Origin of the sequence: Arthrobacter sp. ZGTC131 (genome assembly GCF_002929275.1) — a bacterium.
GTDB lineage: Bacteria > Actinomycetota > Actinomycetes > Actinomycetales > Micrococcaceae > Arthrobacter.
The window spans coordinates 25,720-40,836 of record NZ_PJIK01000018.1 but is presented as its reverse complement, the minus strand read 5'-3'; the positions used below and the strand labels follow the sequence as shown (position 1 = coordinate 40,836).

17 protein-coding genes and 1 tRNA gene are annotated in these 15,117 nt (G+C 65.3%); 8 read left to right on the top strand and 10 right to left on the bottom strand.

The window, feature by feature from the left end:
- Positions 1-60: 60 nt before the first annotated feature.
- From CXQ90_RS18655 to CXQ90_RS18640, 4 genes are all read right to left on the bottom strand, one after another.
- A complete protein-coding gene (locus CXQ90_RS18655) occupies positions 61-240 on the bottom strand; it encodes a hypothetical protein (RefSeq protein WP_104140847.1) in 180 nt (59 codons plus the stop codon).
- Positions 241-279: 39 nt separating this feature from the next.
- A complete protein-coding gene (locus CXQ90_RS18650) occupies positions 280-1,257 on the bottom strand; it encodes a hypothetical protein (protein ID WP_258064596.1) in 978 nt (325 codons plus the stop codon).
- Positions 1,258-1,334: 77 nt separating this feature from the next.
- On the bottom strand, positions 1,335-1,724 hold the full coding sequence (locus tag CXQ90_RS22200; RefSeq protein WP_146068932.1) for a hypothetical protein: 390 nt from the start codon (positions 1,722-1,724) through the stop codon (positions 1,335-1,337).
- Positions 1,725-2,073: 349 nt separating this feature from the next.
- Positions 2,074-2,247 (bottom strand): CsbD family protein, encoded by a 174-nt coding sequence (locus CXQ90_RS18640; protein ID WP_104140894.1) that lies wholly within the window; start codon positions 2,245-2,247, stop codon positions 2,074-2,076.
- A 158-nt stretch (positions 2,248-2,405) separates the two neighbouring features.
- Here CXQ90_RS18640 and CXQ90_RS18635 point away from each other — a divergent pair, with 158 nt between their 5' ends.
- The gene (locus tag CXQ90_RS18635) at positions 2,406-2,669 is read left to right on the top strand and encodes a GlsB/YeaQ/YmgE family stress response membrane protein (protein WP_104140844.1); all 264 of its coding nucleotides are present in this window, start codon (positions 2,406-2,408) and stop codon (positions 2,667-2,669) included.
- Between the two features lie 141 nt (positions 2,670-2,810).
- Positions 2,811-3,056, top strand: coding sequence for a hypothetical protein (locus CXQ90_RS18630; protein WP_104140843.1), 246 nt, complete (start codon positions 2,811-2,813; stop codon positions 3,054-3,056).
- 731 nt (positions 3,057-3,787) lie between these two features.
- Here CXQ90_RS18630 and CXQ90_RS18625 read toward each other — a convergent pair.
- Positions 3,788-4,408 (bottom strand): PAS and ANTAR domain-containing protein, encoded by a 621-nt coding sequence (locus CXQ90_RS18625; RefSeq protein WP_104140842.1) that lies wholly within the window; start codon positions 4,406-4,408, stop codon positions 3,788-3,790.
- A 255-nt stretch (positions 4,409-4,663) separates the two neighbouring features.
- Between CXQ90_RS18625 and CXQ90_RS18620 the strand changes: the two genes are divergently transcribed.
- Entirely contained in the window at positions 4,664-5,218 is a 555-nt protein-coding gene (locus CXQ90_RS18620) for a cysteine hydrolase family protein (protein ID WP_104140841.1), read from the top strand.
- Positions 5,219-5,285: 67 nt separating this feature from the next.
- Here CXQ90_RS18620 and ftsW read toward each other — a convergent pair whose 3' ends face one another.
- The gene (ftsW, locus tag CXQ90_RS18615; protein WP_104140840.1) at positions 5,286-6,509 is read right to left on the bottom strand and encodes a putative lipid II flippase FtsW; all 1,224 of its coding nucleotides are present in this window, start codon (positions 6,507-6,509) and stop codon (positions 5,286-5,288) included.
- Positions 6,510-6,617: 108 nt separating this feature from the next.
- Between ftsW and CXQ90_RS18610 the strand changes: the two genes are divergently transcribed.
- Together CXQ90_RS18610 and CXQ90_RS18605 are read left to right on the top strand one after the other, a co-directional pair.
- Entirely contained in the window at positions 6,618-7,889 is a 1,272-nt protein-coding gene (locus CXQ90_RS18610) for an FAD-dependent oxidoreductase (RefSeq protein ID WP_308470563.1), read from the top strand.
- A 4-nt stretch (positions 7,890-7,893) separates the two neighbouring features.
- Positions 7,894-8,805, top strand: coding sequence for an RNA polymerase sigma-70 factor (locus CXQ90_RS18605; protein WP_104140838.1), 912 nt, complete (start codon positions 7,894-7,896; stop codon positions 8,803-8,805).
- Positions 8,806-8,874: 69 nt separating this feature from the next.
- Here CXQ90_RS18605 and CXQ90_RS18600 read toward each other — a convergent pair.
- A tRNA-Thr gene (locus CXQ90_RS18600) sits at positions 8,875-8,947 on the bottom strand.
- 362 nt (positions 8,948-9,309) lie between these two features.
- On the opposite strand from CXQ90_RS18600, the gene CXQ90_RS18595 reads away from it, so the two are divergent.
- Positions 9,310-9,969, top strand: a complete 660-nt coding sequence (locus tag CXQ90_RS18595; protein ID WP_258064601.1) for an HAD family hydrolase — start codon at positions 9,310-9,312, stop codon at positions 9,967-9,969.
- Positions 9,970-9,998: 29 nt separating this feature from the next.
- Here the strand turns inward: CXQ90_RS18595 and CXQ90_RS18590 are convergent, their stop codons facing one another.
- From CXQ90_RS18590 to tmk, 3 genes are all read right to left on the bottom strand, one after another.
- A complete protein-coding gene (locus CXQ90_RS18590; RefSeq protein ID WP_104140893.1) occupies positions 9,999-11,573 on the bottom strand; it encodes an alpha/beta hydrolase in 1,575 nt (524 codons plus the stop codon).
- A gap of 62 nt (positions 11,574-11,635) precedes the next feature.
- On the bottom strand, positions 11,636-12,778 hold the full coding sequence (locus tag CXQ90_RS18585; RefSeq protein ID WP_104140836.1) for a DNA polymerase III subunit delta': 1,143 nt from the start codon (positions 12,776-12,778) through the stop codon (positions 11,636-11,638).
- The gene (tmk, locus tag CXQ90_RS18580) at positions 12,775-13,431 is read right to left on the bottom strand and encodes a dTMP kinase (protein WP_104140835.1); all 657 of its coding nucleotides are present in this window, start codon (positions 13,429-13,431) and stop codon (positions 12,775-12,777) included. Before tmk ends, CXQ90_RS18585 begins: the two co-directional genes overlap by 4 nt.
- Before the next feature lie 86 nt (positions 13,432-13,517).
- Here tmk and CXQ90_RS18575 point away from each other — a divergent pair, with 86 nt between their 5' ends.
- Together CXQ90_RS18575 and CXQ90_RS18570 are read left to right on the top strand one after the other, a co-directional pair.
- Complete coding sequence (locus tag CXQ90_RS18575) at positions 13,518-14,702, top strand: PLP-dependent aspartate aminotransferase family protein (RefSeq protein ID WP_104140834.1); 1,185 nt, start codon at positions 13,518-13,520, stop codon at positions 14,700-14,702.
- A 9-nt stretch (positions 14,703-14,711) separates the two neighbouring features.
- On the top strand, positions 14,712-15,068 hold the full coding sequence (locus tag CXQ90_RS18570) for a DUF2516 family protein (RefSeq protein WP_104140833.1): 357 nt from the start codon (positions 14,712-14,714) through the stop codon (positions 15,066-15,068).
- Positions 15,069-15,117: the final 49 nt, after the last annotated feature.

Sequence of the window (15,117 nt, the reverse complement as noted above, 5' to 3'; positions counted from 1 at the left end):
GCTGGCCCCGTCCCCGCTGATCAGTCTCGCTGATCAACGTGCGGACGGGGCCGTCGTCGTTTAAGCCGCCAGCCGGTCCTGCCGCGTCTCCACGGCATCAACTACTGCCCAGCCGTCCTCGCCGGACATGCTGCGGCTGGCAAACCGCTCAGCGTCAGCGGCGGTGTCGAAGACCTCAGTCCGGGCCCGTCCGCAGTCGGCATCAAAATACGTTACGTGGAATTCCTGGTTCATTTCCATGACTCCATGGTGCAACCGGGGTCTGACATTATTCGTGCATCAGTCCGGTGTGTTGCGGAGTCGGAGCACCCGCTCCTTCGCCAGCATGGCCGACCTCTGGCTCTTCTCCGCTGCCCTGGCCGCCTGCTTTGCCTCCGCGGCGGCCACGATCCGCTCCTTCCGTGCGGCTTCCAGCGAGACCTCCAGCGTCTGCAGCCGCTGCCGGGCCTCGGTCACCGCGGCGGTCAGCCGGTCGAAGGCCGCAGACGCCTCTTCCTTGGCCTCCGCGCGCAGCTCCGCCTCGCCGGCAGCTTCCGCGGCGGCCGCCTCGGCTTCGTCAAGGGCTGCCAGCGCCCTGTCCAACACCGACGGCGACGGCCGGCGGGGCGCCTGGCGCACCGCCTGCAGGCGCGGTTTCTCCGGGGTGTCCGGCTGCCCGGACGCGTGCGGCGGCACCGGACGGCCGCCCGTCGATGCGGCTCCTGCAGCTGAGCGTGCGGTCGGTGGCTTGGCCGGCAGTTTGCCGAGGGCGGAAGGAACCGCGACTGCCCTGCTCAGATCAACCTGATCCACGCCGTCGGCGGACAGAACCCGCAGCAGCATCCCGCTCTGCACCGCGGCGGCCGCCGCTGGGTCGGCGGTAGCCGCGCGGAGGGTTTCCTCCACTTCCGTGGCCACAGCTCCGCTGATTTTCCGTCCCCGCCCCTCAGCAGCCATTCGGGCGGCCGAAACCGCCTCGCCAAGCAGCTTCCGCCGTTCGCGTGCCAGCTCACGGAGGGCGGCGGCGTCGAGCGAAGCCTGCGCATCCTGCATCGTCTGGCCGAGGTCCCTGAGCTGCTGTACCGCCTCCGGCCGGTGGTGAGTCAGCATGTTAACGGTCCACGCCGCAACGGAGGGCTTGGGCAGCTCCCGGATCGCTTGGGACAGCGGGCGGTCGGAGGGCGCAGCGTCCTTGGCGGCGACCGTCCGTGCGGGCACGAACTCGTCGAAAGGAAGCGCGTACAGTCGCCGCGCGACGTCCTCCAATAGCTCCACCATGCCAGCCATCATAGGGCCGCCGGCGGCATGTCAGGAGCGGGCCTCTTCGTGCAGCCTTTGAGCCAGGCCGGCTTGGATCAATGCGGGACCAGTGTTCCGCCTCCCCGGGCCCGGTGCCACCGGTCGGTCATGTTCCGATACACCCTGAATAGACTCCTGTACAGCCCGATGGCCAGGCCATTCAGGAAGAGGAGCACCACTTGCACGGCACCTGCCACGAGCAGGAGGAGGGCAAGGATGATGAGAGCGGGCATGAACATGAGGAAAATAGCAATAATTGCCCCGATATAGGCGAGGGCATAGCCGACGATCGTCGCCTGATCCACTGGAATCCGATCAACAGCCAGGTGAGTGGCGTGTGTGGTGCTGCGGTCTCCCTCTGCAGCTTTGGGTGATGCGGTCACCGGAGGGTAGCGGCCGGGGACCACTTTGCGGGACAGATATGCCGCACGCTGATGGTGCTGCACATGCGCGACGCTGCGCTGTGGCGTTCTCTGAAAGCTCTGCGCCCGAATGGCAGCCTAGGCCCCGACCAGCATCCTGTCCCGGCCCATCAGGCGTTGATCTGCTGTCACCGACCCCCTGGTCTTTGGTGTTAAGTCTTAAGTTCGGTCCTGCGTGGCACTGACCGGCTTGCTGATACGGCTTGTTATAGCACCGCCCCGACGGCCTGACAAGCAATTTCGCGGGGGTGGACGGGCAACTCGCGCCGGCAGGCCGGTCCCGCGCTCTGCCGGGGATTTTCGTGCCGAAAGCGAAGCCGAGAAGGGTGCGGCGCCGGTGTGGAGCTGCACCCTTCCTGAGCCCGGACGGCGATTACTTCTTGAACGCGTCCTTGACCTTTTCGCCGGCCTGCTTCAGGTCGGATTTGGCTTGGTCGCCCTGGCCTTCGGCTCTGAGGTTCTCGTCGCCTGTAGCCTCGCCGGCGGCCTCCTTGCCCTTGCCTCCGAGTTTCTCGGCGGTGTTTTCGATCTTGTCATCCAGACCCATGGTGTATCCCTTCGCCACTGGCTTCCGTCGGCGCATTCGCCGGCGGCTAACCATTCCATCCTAAATCAAATGCTTGCCAGTTACTAAGCATGCTGATTAACTCATAATACGGCTGGCGCCATGCCAGCGGTATGCGTGTTGTTGGAAGGAAGTGCGCCATGGGATTTCTCGGATTTCTCCTGCTGGGCCTGATTGCAGGGGCCATAGCCAAAGCCATTCTTCCGGGGAGGCAGGGCGGCGGGTGGCTGCTGACCCTCGTCCTGGGCGTAGTCGGGGCGATACTCGGCGGCTGGATCGGCTCCTTGATCTTCGGCGGGGGGCTTGGTGAATTCTTTGACCTTAGGACCTGGCTCTTGTCGATTCTGGGCGCTGTCATCGTGCTGCTGATCTTCGGTGCCGTCACCCGCAGAAGCCGGGTCTGACTAGTACCCGCGGACTAGGGCACGTGCCGCTTGGGCGGTGCACTTTAGGGTCGGTCGTTCCACGTGGTGTGGATGCGTCCGCGTTCCGGTCTCGACGATCGTGGCGCACACCTGCCCGGACGAAGGAACGAGGAGGTCCTGATGGAGCAAAATTCGAACGAGTCCACACTTCGGCGACAGGTCCTCGACGTCATAGTCGACGTCCTCGCGGCCGACGCCACGTGCCCGGACGCGCGGGCCAGCCTTCTCCAGCATCTGGAAGACAACCCGGGCAGCCCGGAGATGGGGCTTCTGGCCCACCTCAGCGCCCTGTACGAAACGGATCATGCTGACTGCCACCTGCAAGTCTGGCGCCAGCAGGACGGCGAAGAGGCAACCGCCATCTAGGGGCGGGGCCCGCGCTTTTGGGCAGCGCGTCGACACGCAATGACGCTTCTGCGCTGTCTTTTTCCGGAGTTCGGTTCCAGATTTCTTCCCGGCTTTACGGCGGCGCCTCGGCCACCCCCTTTATTAGGGCGGCCAGTGGGCCGTGGACCGTCATGGCTCCGGATTTTCCCAAGGCGGACAAGCGAGAGTGAAGACTTCCGGGACGCATGTAACCATCATCTGAATCCTGGAGTTGCACGGACGCGAGGCGCCCCCGAAGGGACGGCAAGCGGCTCAGGTAGCTATACGGCCACGGCCAGGAAGAAGCAACGATGACTGCGTGCCAGGTACTTCGATGTCCTAATCCGTCGGCCGATCGTTTCGTGTCGGCCGACTCGAGGGTCACAGCGCTAGTGTGCGGAGAACATAAGCGTGCGCTGGACGCAGGCGAACGCTGGGATTGCACGGGGCGCGAGGGCAGCATCCTCATGGGACCTGACCTGGCACCGGCCCTTGCGGATTACCTTGTTGGCGGACGGGGTAACGGAGTTACGTTGACGATCGAGAGAATGGACGACGACCATCCGTTCGCCGTGTGGCTCTCGCATGCTGAAGCAGCCAGGCTCGGTGAGCTCCTCAGCGCCCCCAGCGACCCGCCGCCGGCGCAGGGTGAAACTGCCCCCGCGTCAGGACGCCGGCCGAGACACGCTCGCTGAGTGCGGCCTGCATCGGGCCGCGAGTGTTCCGGGAGGCTACGAGATCCTCCAGTGTTGCAGCGTCGTCCGGAGGCTACCCTGACCCGCGGCAGCGACAAGCTCAGCCGCGACGGCGGCGAGTTTGGTGTTGGTGTGCTGGCTTCGGGCGGCGAGGATGTTGAAGGCGTCGCACGCCTGGACGTCCAGGCGGCCCATGATGATTCCCTTGGCCTGTTCAATGGTTGCCTTGTTGGCGTATGCCCCAGCCACTGCCGCTGCGGCTTCCCGGGCGGCTTCCGCCGCCACTGTCCGGGTAAGGTCCATCACCACGCCCTGAATCGCCGTGACCGGCCCTTGGTCGTCGGCGGCGCGCGCCAAGGTCAGCACACGATGCTCCCGGCCCTGGCAGTCGATGATGCGATGGAAGAGAGCTCCCTGCCCTCCACTCGAACGGATTTCGTTGAGAAGTTCGAGGACTGGTTCGCGGTCGTCCGGATGCTTGTGGGCCATGCTCAAGGCCTCGGTAGGGACGACTTCCCCGCGGGCATAGCCGTGGATGGCGAACAGTCCGTCGGACCAGTCGCAGCGCCCGGATGCCAGGTCCAGCCGGAACGTTCCCGAGGGGCATTCCTTTCCCGCACCGAGCGGGAACGAGTAGGTCTTCAGATTGTGCTGCATGATGGTGCCCGTTCGTCCAGATAATCGAGTCTGGCGCCACCACCCTAGGGAAAGCCGGTGAACCTGGACGCATGAGGGGGAAGCGGCACCCCCACATGAGGTGCCCTCCTCGGACCCGGCTATCCGGACCGCATGGACAGCCTCACGGCAGGGGATTGTCAGCCCGCAAAACGCTGGCCGGACAGGAGCCGCCGTGGTCGCACCGGATTATCATGATCGAGTGGCAGGGCCCGCAAACCAGCAGAGGAGACCGTCATGACCACGCTGCCAGATCGCCCCAACACCGCTTTGATGGTTATTGACGTCCAGATGGGCGTTGTGGCCGAAGTTCACCAGCGCGACTCGGTTATTCACAACATCGGCAAGCTCGTCGAAAAGGCACGGGAAGCGGGCGCCCCAGTCGTCTGGGTCCAGCACTCCGACGAGCAGCTGGAGCGGGGGAGTGACGCTTGGCAATACGTTCCTGAGCTGGCACGTCAGGAGGCGGAGCCGTTGGTGCACAAGTCGTTTGCAGACTCCTTCGAAGACACCGATCTGGAGGACGTATTGGCCAAGGCCGGAGTCGGGCGCGTGGTCGTCACGGGCGCCCAAACGGATGAATGCATCCGGTCCACGATCCACGGGGCCTTTGTTCGCGGCTACGACGTCACGCTCGTCGGCGATGCACATACGACGGAAGATCAGAGCCCGTGGGGCGCCCCGCCGCCGGACAAAGTCATTGCGCACACGAACCTCTATTGGAAGTACCACACGGCCCCCGGCCGCACCGCACAGGTCACCGACGCAAAGGACGTAACGTTCACGGCCTGAGACGTGAAACCGGCACCACGGCCCGCCCCGCCCCTGCTGGCACCACGCGTCCCCTGTGCCGCCGTTGTTACAGGGCAGCCACCCTAGGTTTCTTCTGCCGCGGCCGGGGGACTGTTACTGGTTCCGTGCGGGTGACGGCAAGGATCATGCCGATCCCTGCGAGCGAGGAGACCATGGCGGAGCCGCCGTAGGAGATGAACGGCAACGGCACTCCGATGACGGGAAGCAGTCCACTGACCATGGCGATGTTCACGATGGCCTGGCCGATGATCCAGGTGATCACGCTGGAGGAGACGATGCGGGCGAACGTGTCGTGGGTCCGGGTGATGACCTTGAAAACGGCGATGGCGAGCACGGTAAAGAGCCCGAGGATCAGGAGGGTGCCAGCCAACCCGAGTTCTTCACCGAGGATGGTGAAGATGAAGTCGTTGTGGGCTTCAGGAATCCAGTTCCATTTTTGCCGGCTCTGGCCGAGTCCTACCCCGAACCAGCCGCCGGAGGCCAGTGCATACTGGCCGTTCAGCGCCTGGTAACCCACGCCCTGGGCGTCGTCCGCCGAGCCCATTCCGAGCCAGGACGAAATGCGGCTGACCCGGTTGCCGCTGGTGGCCGCCAGGACCAGTGCCGCTACCGTGCAGAAGGCTCCGGCGATGCCGAAGACCTTCATCCGTACGCCGCCGTAGAACATGGCAGCGGCGAGGATCATCATGATGATCATGGCCGTGCCGAGGTCACGGCCGAGAGCGACGAGTCCGACAATGAGGACACCGGCAGGAAGGACCACCGGGACCACAGCGTGCTTCCACTCCCGGAGGAATGCCTGTTTGCGGGAGAGGACGGCTGCCGACCAGACAATGAGCGCGAGTTTGGCGAACTCTGATGGCTGAACGGTCAGGCCGCCGAAGCTGAGCCAGTTCCGGTTGCCGTTCACGGTCATGCCCAGGGGAGTGAACACCAGGGCGAGGGCCACAATGGCGGCCACGAGCAGGGGCCAGGCAAGTTTCCGGATATGCCGTGCACGGAGGCGTGCCAGGACGAACATTATAAGCACGCCGCCCACAGTCCACATGCCTTGCTTCAGGGGCAGGTCGTAGGGGTTGAGCCCGTTAGCGACGGACTCGACGGATGATGCCGAGGCCACCAGCACCAGGCCGATCGTTGCCAATGTCACCACCACGGCCAGGATGATGGGCCGGGTGCGGTCTCCCGATTCATCTCCGAGCCAACGGCCGACGCGGGCGAACACGTCCCTGCCCTCGGTCATACGCGTCGGCGGATACTTGGCGGTCACTTACTCATCACTGTTCCCTTCCCTCGGGCCAGCCTTGCGCCGGGCCGATCCGGGAAGCGAAACCCACTGGGAAACCATACCGCCCCATCGGCGCGGGGCGTGACTCCAATGCATTCACGCATGCGGCTGCCCGATGGACGATGCCGTGTCACATTTCGGGCCGGAGCGGTGTCTTATGTTCAGACGTTCAAATTAGCGATGGGAGCTACAGTGTCTGCACGTTGTCGGGTAGTTATTATCGGCGCCGGATATGCCGGGGTCATGGCCGCGAACAGGCTCGCCGGAAGTCGGAAATCGTATAAATCCATAAGTGTCACCGTCCTCAACCCGGTTGCCGACTTCGTGGAAAGGATTCGCCTTCACGAGGTTGCGGCCGGAAACCGGGTCTCAGCGACGGTGCCGATGCGTTCGCTTCTGCACGAGCGTGCTGAGCTGGTCGAAGGGACGGCTTGGCGTATCGATCCTGAGCACCACAAAGTGCATCTCTCAGGCGGCGGCGCCGCGCTCGACTACGACGTTTTGCTGTATGCCGTAGGCAGCACCCAGGCATCCAGCAGGATTCCGGCCGGCGCGTACGGGCTGAGGGATTCCGCCGACGCAAACCGCTTGCGCGCCCGGCTTTCGGAGCTGGATCCGGCCGCAACCGTCAGCGTCATCGGGGCAGGCCTGACCGGGATCGAAGTGTCTGCCGAAATTGCCGAAAGGTATCCGCAGCTACGGGTACGCCTCATTTCCCGCGGAGCCATTGCGGAAAGCCTCTCCGGACCCGGCCGACACGCGGTTGTGAAAAGGCTGTCAGCGCTCGGCGTCGAATTAGTAGAGAATACCGAGGTGCAACGGTGCGATGATTCTTCGATTCAAACTTCGGGCGGCGACACCCCGCGGTCTGACTGCACGATCTGGACCGCAGGATTCAGCGCTCCGGGCCTGGCACGTGACAGCGGGCTGCCTACCGACGCCCTCGGAAGGCTCGTGGTCGACGAGTCGCTGTGTTGCCCGCAGCACCCGGACATCTTCGGGGCAGGTGACGCGGTCCGGGCCGCCCCGTCCGTGGCGGGACATCTGCGGATGAGCTGCGCGTCGGCCCTGCCGCTTGGCGCCCACGCGGCCGACAGCATCATCGCCCGCCTCGAAAACCGGGCACCGGCCCCACTTTCGGCGGGATACATGCTCAGGTGCATCAGCCTGGGACGCAAGTCCGGGCTTGTTCAGACCGTGCACGCCGACGACCGGCCCCGCAGCTTCGTCATTCGGGGTCGCCTCGCCGGAGTGGCGAAAGCGCAGATCTGCGACATGACGCTTGCCTGGATCCGGGGCGAGCTTCGCCGGAACGGTTCGTACAGCTGGCCGAAGGGCCCCCGGCCGGCAGCGGCGAGGTAAGGCCATGGGAACCGCAGGAGTATTCGAGGAACACCGTTCCCTGCTCTTTACGATTGCCTACGAAATCACCGGAACGGCGACGGACGCTGAGGACGTCGTACAGGACAGCTTTCTCAGGTGGTCCGAGGTTGACGCGGATACCGTCCAAAACCCGCGGGCTTACCTGGCCAAAACCGTGACACGCCAGGCGCTGAACTTCCTTAGGGCAGCCCAACGCCGACGTGAAGACTACATCGGACCGTGGCTCCCGGAGCCCGTCCTCACGTCCCCGGATGTCGCCGACAATGCTGTCCTGAGCGAATCGCTGTCCTTTGCGATGCTCGTGGTGCTCGAAACCCTGTCCCCCGACGAGCGGGCTGTTTTCGTCCTCCGCGAGGTTTTTGATTTTCCCTACGCGGAGATCGCCGACGCCACGGACAAGTCGCTGGCGGCGGTCCGGCAGATGGCAAGCCGGGCCAAGGCGCATGTGCGCGCGCGGCGACCCCGCTTTGAGGTGGATGCCCGGCGCCAGCGAGCCGTCGCTGACCGGTTCCTCACGGCCCTTCTCGGCGGCGACATGCAGTCCCTCATGGATGTCCTCGCCCCCGGGGCTGTCCTCCTTTCCGACGGCGGCGGGAAAGCTACCGCAGCCCGCAGGCCCATCATCGGTGCCGACAACATTGCGCGTTTCTTGGCCGGCATCGCCAAAACCCCCGTCCCTGACATGCGGGTCGAGCCGTCATCCCTGAACGGGATGCCAGCCCTCGTCATCTACAGCGGAGCCAGGGTTGACCTCGTGGCCCTGATTGATTCGAACGGCGAGCACGTCACCGGGGTCTATCTGGTAAGGAATCCGGACAAGCTCGGCGCCGCCACCGAGGCACCAAGCTTCCGCACGCGCTCCTCCGTCGAACAGGGGCTCGCAGAACCCAAGTGATCACCGTGACGGCTGCAGCAAAAAACCCCGTGTTCCCGCTGAATCAGCGAGAACACGGGGTTATTTTCGAGCTTCCTATCAGAATCGAACTGATGACCTTTTCATTACGAGTGAAACGCTCTACCGACTGAGCTAAGGAAGCACCGCACCAAACAACCGGAAAACCCGGCCGGTTCATGCAAGAGTCAACTGTAATAGAGTCCCTGCGTCCGGGTCAAAATGACACGGGCTCCAGCCCGAGATTGACGTTGGCAGGATGTTCATTCCGTCGTCGGATCGGGTTCAGGCCGCCACCAGAAAGAGCGGCGATGCTGGCGGAAACAGAGTGGTGCAGTATTTGGGCCACGTCGGCAAAGGAGCTTGGCCATGACATTAGACAGCGCAACAGCCATGAACGCAGCGGTCTTCAACGGGGGAGTGTCAGGAGTGACTCTGGGCAGCGAACGGTCCCGTGGCCGGGATGCCGAGCCCCAAGGGCAGGAGGTCCGGCTGGCGGTACTGGCCATGGTGGGAACAACAGTGTTCGACGGCGGACTGATGGAACGGGCGATGTCCCGCACGCTGGCGGAACAGGGCATCCCGGAAGGCTCCGCGGAATTTGAGGGCATGCTGGGATACGCACGCGAGCATTCCGGAATCTCCCGAATGACCGTCTTCAGCGAACTGTTCGATGATCCGAAGGCTGCAGTAAACGCCAACAGGATGTTCGAGCTGAACTGCGACGAGCTGATAGCTGCGGGCGGAATCCGCCCTGTTCCGGGGGCCGAGGAATCCATCGGCTGGCTGCGCGATGCCGGCATCAAGGTCTGCCTGGCCACCGGATTTGGGCGCCACACGCAGAACATGGTGCTGGAGTCCCTCGGCTGGATGGGTCTTGCCGACCTCAGCCTGTGCCCGGCTGATGCGGGCCGCGGCCGGCCCTTCCCGGACATGGTCCTGACAGCCGTCCTGGCCCTCGACATCGACGATGTCCGGAAGGTGGCCGTGGTGGGGGATACGAGCGCGGACATTCATACGGGCCTGCGTGCCGGCGCCACAGTGGCGGCAGGTGTTCTCACCGGGGCGCACTCGGAGGCAACGCTGCGGGCAGCGGGCGCCACCGCCGTCGTCCCGTCCATCAAGGACTTTCCGGCGCTGCTCGAGCGACGCGCAGCCGGCCTCTGACGAGCGCCCGCGTCAGCAAGCGGTGCTCGTCAGCAGACGGTGTTGTCCGCCGGTTCCTTGCCGTCCACGAGATACTTGTCCACGGCGTCACCGATGCAGCTGTTGGACCGGCCGTAGGCCGTGTGGCCCTCGCCCTTCCACGTCAGCAGCGAGGCATTGCCCAGCTGCTTGCGTAGGGCGCTGGCCCATTCCACCGGCGTGGCGGGGTCGCCCGTGGTGCCCACCACGACGATCGGCGCAGAACCGCTGTATTCGACGGCGGCAGGCGTACGGGTGCTCTTGTACGGCCAGTCCGCGCAGTTCGCTCCGCCGTAGGCAAAGAAGTAGCCCAAGGTGGGGGAGGCTTGCCGCAGCTGCTGCTCTTCGGCCCGCATCGCCGCGGTGTCGCTGCTCGTGGGATAGTCCAGGCAGTTGATCGCGCCGAAGGCGAAGGCGGTGTTCGACGTGTATTTGCCGTTGGGGCCGCGGTCCGCGCCAAGGTCGGCCAGCCGAAGCATGGGGCTCACGTCACCGTTCATGGCTGCCTCTAGCGCTTGGGTGAGGGCCGGCCAGCTTTCGTTGCCGTACATCGGAACAATGAGGCCGCTGACGAAGGTGTTTGCGCCCACAACCCTGCCGTCCTTGGCAGTGCGGGGAGTCTGTTTCACGGACTCGATGACGTCGTGGATCTGCTGGATTCCGTCCTCAACGGTGCCGCTGAGGGGGCAGCCGTTTTCTCCGAGGCAGTGGGCAACGTACGCGTGGAGCGCCTTGTCGAAGGCCTTCGCCTGGCCGATGGTGAGCTCCTCGGCGCTGAGCGAGGGGTCCAGCGCGCCGTCGAGGACCATGCGTCCCACGTTGTCCGGGAACAGCGAAGCGTAGGTGGAGCCGAGGAACGTCCCGTAGGAGAACCCCATGTAGTTGAGCTTGGAATCGTTGAGCACGGCGCGTAGGACGTCCAGGTCCTTGGCCGAGCTGACAGTGTCAATGTGCGCCAGCACAGGGCCGGTGCCCGCGGCACACTTGGCAGCTATCGCCTTGTTGTCGGCGACGAGGGTTGCCAGTCCGGCGTCGGTTTCCGGCGTGTAGATCTTGGCGCGGGCATCGTCGCGTTCCTTATCGGTCATGCACGTGACGGGAGCAGAACGCTTGACGCCGCGGGGATCGAAGCCGACGACGTCGTAGTTGGAGCGCACCTTCTCGGAGAAGTGGCTCGCGCCGGCATCCCGGACGAAGTCATAGCCGGAAGCGCCCGGGCCGCCGGGGTTGACCAGCAGGCTGCCCTGCTTCTCGCCCCCGGTGCTGGATATCTTCAGGACGGAGATTTCGATGGTCTCGCCGTCGGGCTTGGCGTAGTCGAGGGGAACCTTGATCTTGGCGCACTGAAGCTTGTCCTCGCAGGGCTCCCAGACCACGTTCTGGGAGTAGTAGTCCTTCAGTCCCTCCGGGGCCGCCGCCGCGATGGACGGGTCCGCCTGGCCGGTGGAGCTGCCCTGCGACGAGCCGTCCTTGGACTGCCCCAGGAAACTGCACGATGCCAGCAGCATGACCAGGGCCATGGCGCCGACGGTCCGCAGCCCGGTCACCAGGGATCGGGATCGCGCGGACAGGGGCGGTGCAGACATCATGCGGTTCTCCTTGGGGCAGCGGCGTCAGGCATCGTGGGACGGGGTTGGCGGTGGTGCGGCTAGATCAGGCTGGCGGCCATTGACTCGATGGTCAGCAGCGGAGCGACGTTTGTGGTGGTGATGCGTTTGCGGGCCTTGTTGATGGCATCCATCCTTGCAAGGGTCACCTCGGGGCTCGACCGGCCGGCAAATTCCTCCAGCTCGCTTCTCAGCTCAACGTTCACCAAATCCACGGCGTTCCCCAGCTGGATGATCAGAACGTCCCGGTAGAACGACAGCAGATCCGTCAGTGTCCGGTCCAGGGAGTCAGTCACCGAGCGTTTTGCACGCCGCTTCTGGTCGTCCTCGAGCTGCTTCACCTGGCTGCGCATGGCTGGCGGCAGGGTTCCGGTCTCGGGGGCGCCAAGCGTGGCAAGCAGGGCGGCTTTCTCGGCGGCGTCACGCTCCTCATTGGAGCTATTGGCCTCCTCGGTGGCGATCTTCACCAGTTTATCAGCCATCATCACAGCGGCCGTAATTCCCCGGAGGCCTAGCGGGAACCGGACGGTTTCAAGCCGCCGTTCCCGGGCTTCGGCGTCGCGGGCCAGGCGCCGGGCAATTCCCACGTGGCTCTGTGCGGCGCGGGCCGCGCGTTCGGCCAGCGCGGGATCCACGCCGTCGCGCTTGACCAGAAGGGCTGCAACGTCCTCGGCGGGCGGGAGCCGCAGGGCCACAGCCCGGCACCTTGACCGGATGGTTACGAGGACGTCGGCCGGGGAAGGGGCGCACAGCATCCAGATGGTGCGCGGTGTAGGTTCCTCGATCGCCTTCAACAGCACGTTGGTGGTGCGCTCGGTCATGCGGTCGGCGTCTTCGACGACGATGATCCGCCAGCGTCCCGACGACGGCCGGTTGCCTGCGGTGGAGACGAGCTCCCGGGCCTCGTCAATGGTGATGGTCACCCTTTCGGTGCGCACGAAGGTGACGTCGGAGTGGGTCTCGCCGAGGATGGTCAGGCACGCAGGGCACTCGCCGCAGCCGCGGCGGGAGACGTCGTCCTGGTCGCAGTTCAACGCCGCGGCGAAGGCCTTGGCGGCGTTCGAACGGCCCGAGCCGGGCGGTCCGGTGAACAGCCATGCGTGGGTGGGCCGTTCGCCCGTGGCCGCCTGCCTCAACTGGGCGACGACGGCGTGCTGGCCCTGAAGGTCGTCCCAGACGGTCATCCGAGCCCCCTGCCGGATGATGCCAGGAGTTTCTCGACACGGTCCAGGATGATGGCCGCGAGCTCCTCGACGGGCAGCCGCGCCTCGAGCACAAGATAGCTGTCCGGACGGGCGGCGGCGAGATCCAGGAAGGCCTGCCGGATCCGGGCATGGAACTCGTCAGCTTCCGATTCCAGGCGGTCTTCCGCGGCGTTGCCCGCGGTGCGGCGGCTGCGGCCGTCTTCCGGGTGGACGTCCAGCAGCACTGTGAGGTCAGGCTGCAACCCGGACGTGGCCCACTCGTTGACGGTCCGCACGGCGTCGGTGCCGAGGTCCCGCCCTGCTCCCTGGTAGGCCACGGACGAGTCGATGTAGCGGTCCGTCAGCACCACCTCGCCGCGTTCCAGGGCGGGCCTGATGACCTGGCTCGCGTGGGCGGCGCGGGAGGCGGCGAAGATCAGGGCTTCCGTGTGGGCGTCGATGTGGCCGTGGCCGTGGTCCAGCACCAGGGAACGCAGCTTTTCCCCGATCGGCGTTCCGCCGGGTTCCCTGGTCTGCAGCACGGTCAGGCCGAGTGATTCGAGCGATCCGGCCAGCCGGGCAGCCTGTGTTGACTTGCCGGCGCCGTCACCGCCTTCAAAGGCAATGAATAGACCGGGACTCTGCGTGTTCACTGGTCCAGCCTACCGATAATCACCGACAGGGAAGGCCCGCTGTAACCGCTTTTCGGCAGGGCAGTCGGCCAACGTACGCTTTGACCATGAGTCTTTCCGAACAGCATGCCGCGTCCCTTTCGGCGGAAACGGTGGTTGTGGCCGCCGGCCGTCCTCCCCGCGAACACGATGCGCCCGTCAACCCGCCGATCGTGCTGTCCTCCACGTACTTCGGCACCGGTGCCCTTGACGACGGTGACCGCGGCTACGGCCGCTATTCCAACCCCACCTGGGACCCGTTCGAAGAGACCCTGGGCCAGCTTGAAGGCGCCTCGCTGCCCGGTCTCCTCTACGCCTCCGGACTGGCGGCGGTTAGTTCCGCACTCTCACTCGTTCCCGCAGGCGGGGTGCTGGTGATGCCGTCCCATAGCTACGCCGGTTCGCTGGTGATGGCCGCCGAGCTGGCTGAAAAGGGCTTGCTGGAGCTCCGCACGGTGGATATCGCGGACACGGACGCCGTCCGGGCACAGATTTCGCCCACGGACGGAAAATCCGCTGACATGCTGTGGCTGGAGAGCCCCACGAATCCCATGCTCGGGATCGCCGACATCAGGGCGCTCACCCAGGCAGCCCACGACGCCGGTGCGATCGTGGTCACGGACAACACCTTTTCCACGCCGCTGGTGCAGCAGCCCCTCAAACTGGGGTCCGACGTCGTTCTTCACTCGGTGACCAAATATCTGGCGGGCCATTCCGACGTCGTGCTGGGCGCCCTGGTGACCTCAAACGCCGACCTGCGGGAAGCACTGCTCCACCACCGCATCATCCACGGTGGCATCGCCGGGCCGTTCGAAGCCTGGCTGGCGCTGCGCGGGCTGCGGACGCTCGCGCTGCGGATCGGTCGCTCGCAGGACTCCGCGGCGTTGCTGGCAGAGCGGCTGAATGCCCACCCGGCGGTCGAGAGCGTCCGGTATCCGGGCCTGACCTCAGACCCGGGACATGACCGCGCCAAGTCGCAGATGACCGGATTCGGTTCCATCCTCTGCATCCAGGTCGCACCGGCGGGGGGACTCAGCGGCGCCGACGCCGCGGACAAGCTGGTCCGCGCTATGCAGCTCTGGCTGCCCGCGACTTCGCTCGGCGGCGTCGAGTCACTCATTGAACGACGACGCCGACACGTGGCTGAGCCGGTCAGCGTCCCGGAGAATCTGGTCCGGTTGAGCGTCGGAATCGAAAACGTCGAGGACCTTTGGGCCGATTTGCAGCAGGCTTTGGACGGTTTGGACAGTTAGGCTGGGTTGGTGGACGGAAGAGTACTGATCTTTTATGTAGAGAACGCGGTTTACTACATCCTGGGGCTGGTGGCGCTGGCGCTTGAAGTGTGGGCCTTCTTCGACTGCGTCCGCCACAAGGCCAACGCCTTCGAGGCTGTAGGCAAAAGGACCAAGACGTTCTGGCTGGCGCTGACCGGCGGCAGCCTGGCTATCGGCGCGCTGTCGGTGCTGGGCGGCGGGAGTGGCGGCCTGATCGGACCCCTCGGCCTGTTTGGCCTGGCCGCTGTGGTGGCGGCATCCGTGTACCTGGCGGACGTCCGCCCTGCAGTCAAGGACGCCGGCCGCGGCGGAAGCCGCAACATGGGCCCCTACGGCCCCTGGTAAGCCCAACCGGCACCCTAAGCTCGCAAGCTCGCTCAGGGAACGCTGCCGT

Bases quoted from the DNA above. Each gene is read 5' to 3' on its own strand.
- CXQ90_RS18605 (WP_104140838.1), top strand. From the start codon at position 7,894: ATGGGAACCGCAGGAGTATTCGAGGAACACCGTTCCCTGCTCTTTACG.
- CXQ90_RS18630 (WP_104140843.1), top strand. From the start codon at position 2,811: ATGGAGCAAAATTCGAACGAGTCCACACTTCGGCGACAGGTCCTCGAC.
- CXQ90_RS18585 (WP_104140836.1), bottom strand. From the start codon at position 12,778: ATGACCGTCTGGGACGACCTTCAGGGCCAGCACGCCGTCGTCGCCCAG.
- CXQ90_RS18625 (WP_104140842.1), bottom strand. From the start codon at position 4,408: ATGCAGCACAATCTGAAGACCTACTCGTTCCCGCTCGGTGCGGGAAAG.
- CXQ90_RS18635 (WP_104140844.1), top strand. From the start codon at position 2,406: ATGGGATTTCTCGGATTTCTCCTGCTGGGCCTGATTGCAGGGGCCATA.
- CXQ90_RS18575 (WP_104140834.1), top strand. From the start codon at position 13,518: ATGAGTCTTTCCGAACAGCATGCCGCGTCCCTTTCGGCGGAAACGGTG.
- CXQ90_RS18610 (WP_308470563.1), top strand. From the start codon at position 6,618: ATGCATTCACGCATGCGGCTGCCCGATGGACGATGCCGTGTCACATTT.
- CXQ90_RS18640 (WP_104140894.1), bottom strand. From the start codon at position 2,247: ATGGGTCTGGATGACAAGATCGAAAACACCGCCGAGAAACTCGGAGGC.
- CXQ90_RS18650 (WP_258064596.1), bottom strand. From the start codon at position 1,257: ATGGTGGAGCTATTGGAGGACGTCGCGCGGCGACTGTACGCGCTTCCT.
- CXQ90_RS18620 (WP_104140841.1), top strand. From the start codon at position 4,664: ATGACCACGCTGCCAGATCGCCCCAACACCGCTTTGATGGTTATTGAC.
- CXQ90_RS18590 (WP_104140893.1), bottom strand. From the start codon at position 11,573: ATGTCTGCACCGCCCCTGTCCGCGCGATCCCGATCCCTGGTGACCGGG.
- CXQ90_RS18655 (WP_104140847.1), bottom strand. From the start codon at position 240: ATGGAAATGAACCAGGAATTCCACGTAACGTATTTTGATGCCGACTGC.
- CXQ90_RS18595 (WP_258064601.1), top strand. From the start codon at position 9,310: ATGGTGGGAACAACAGTGTTCGACGGCGGACTGATGGAACGGGCGATG.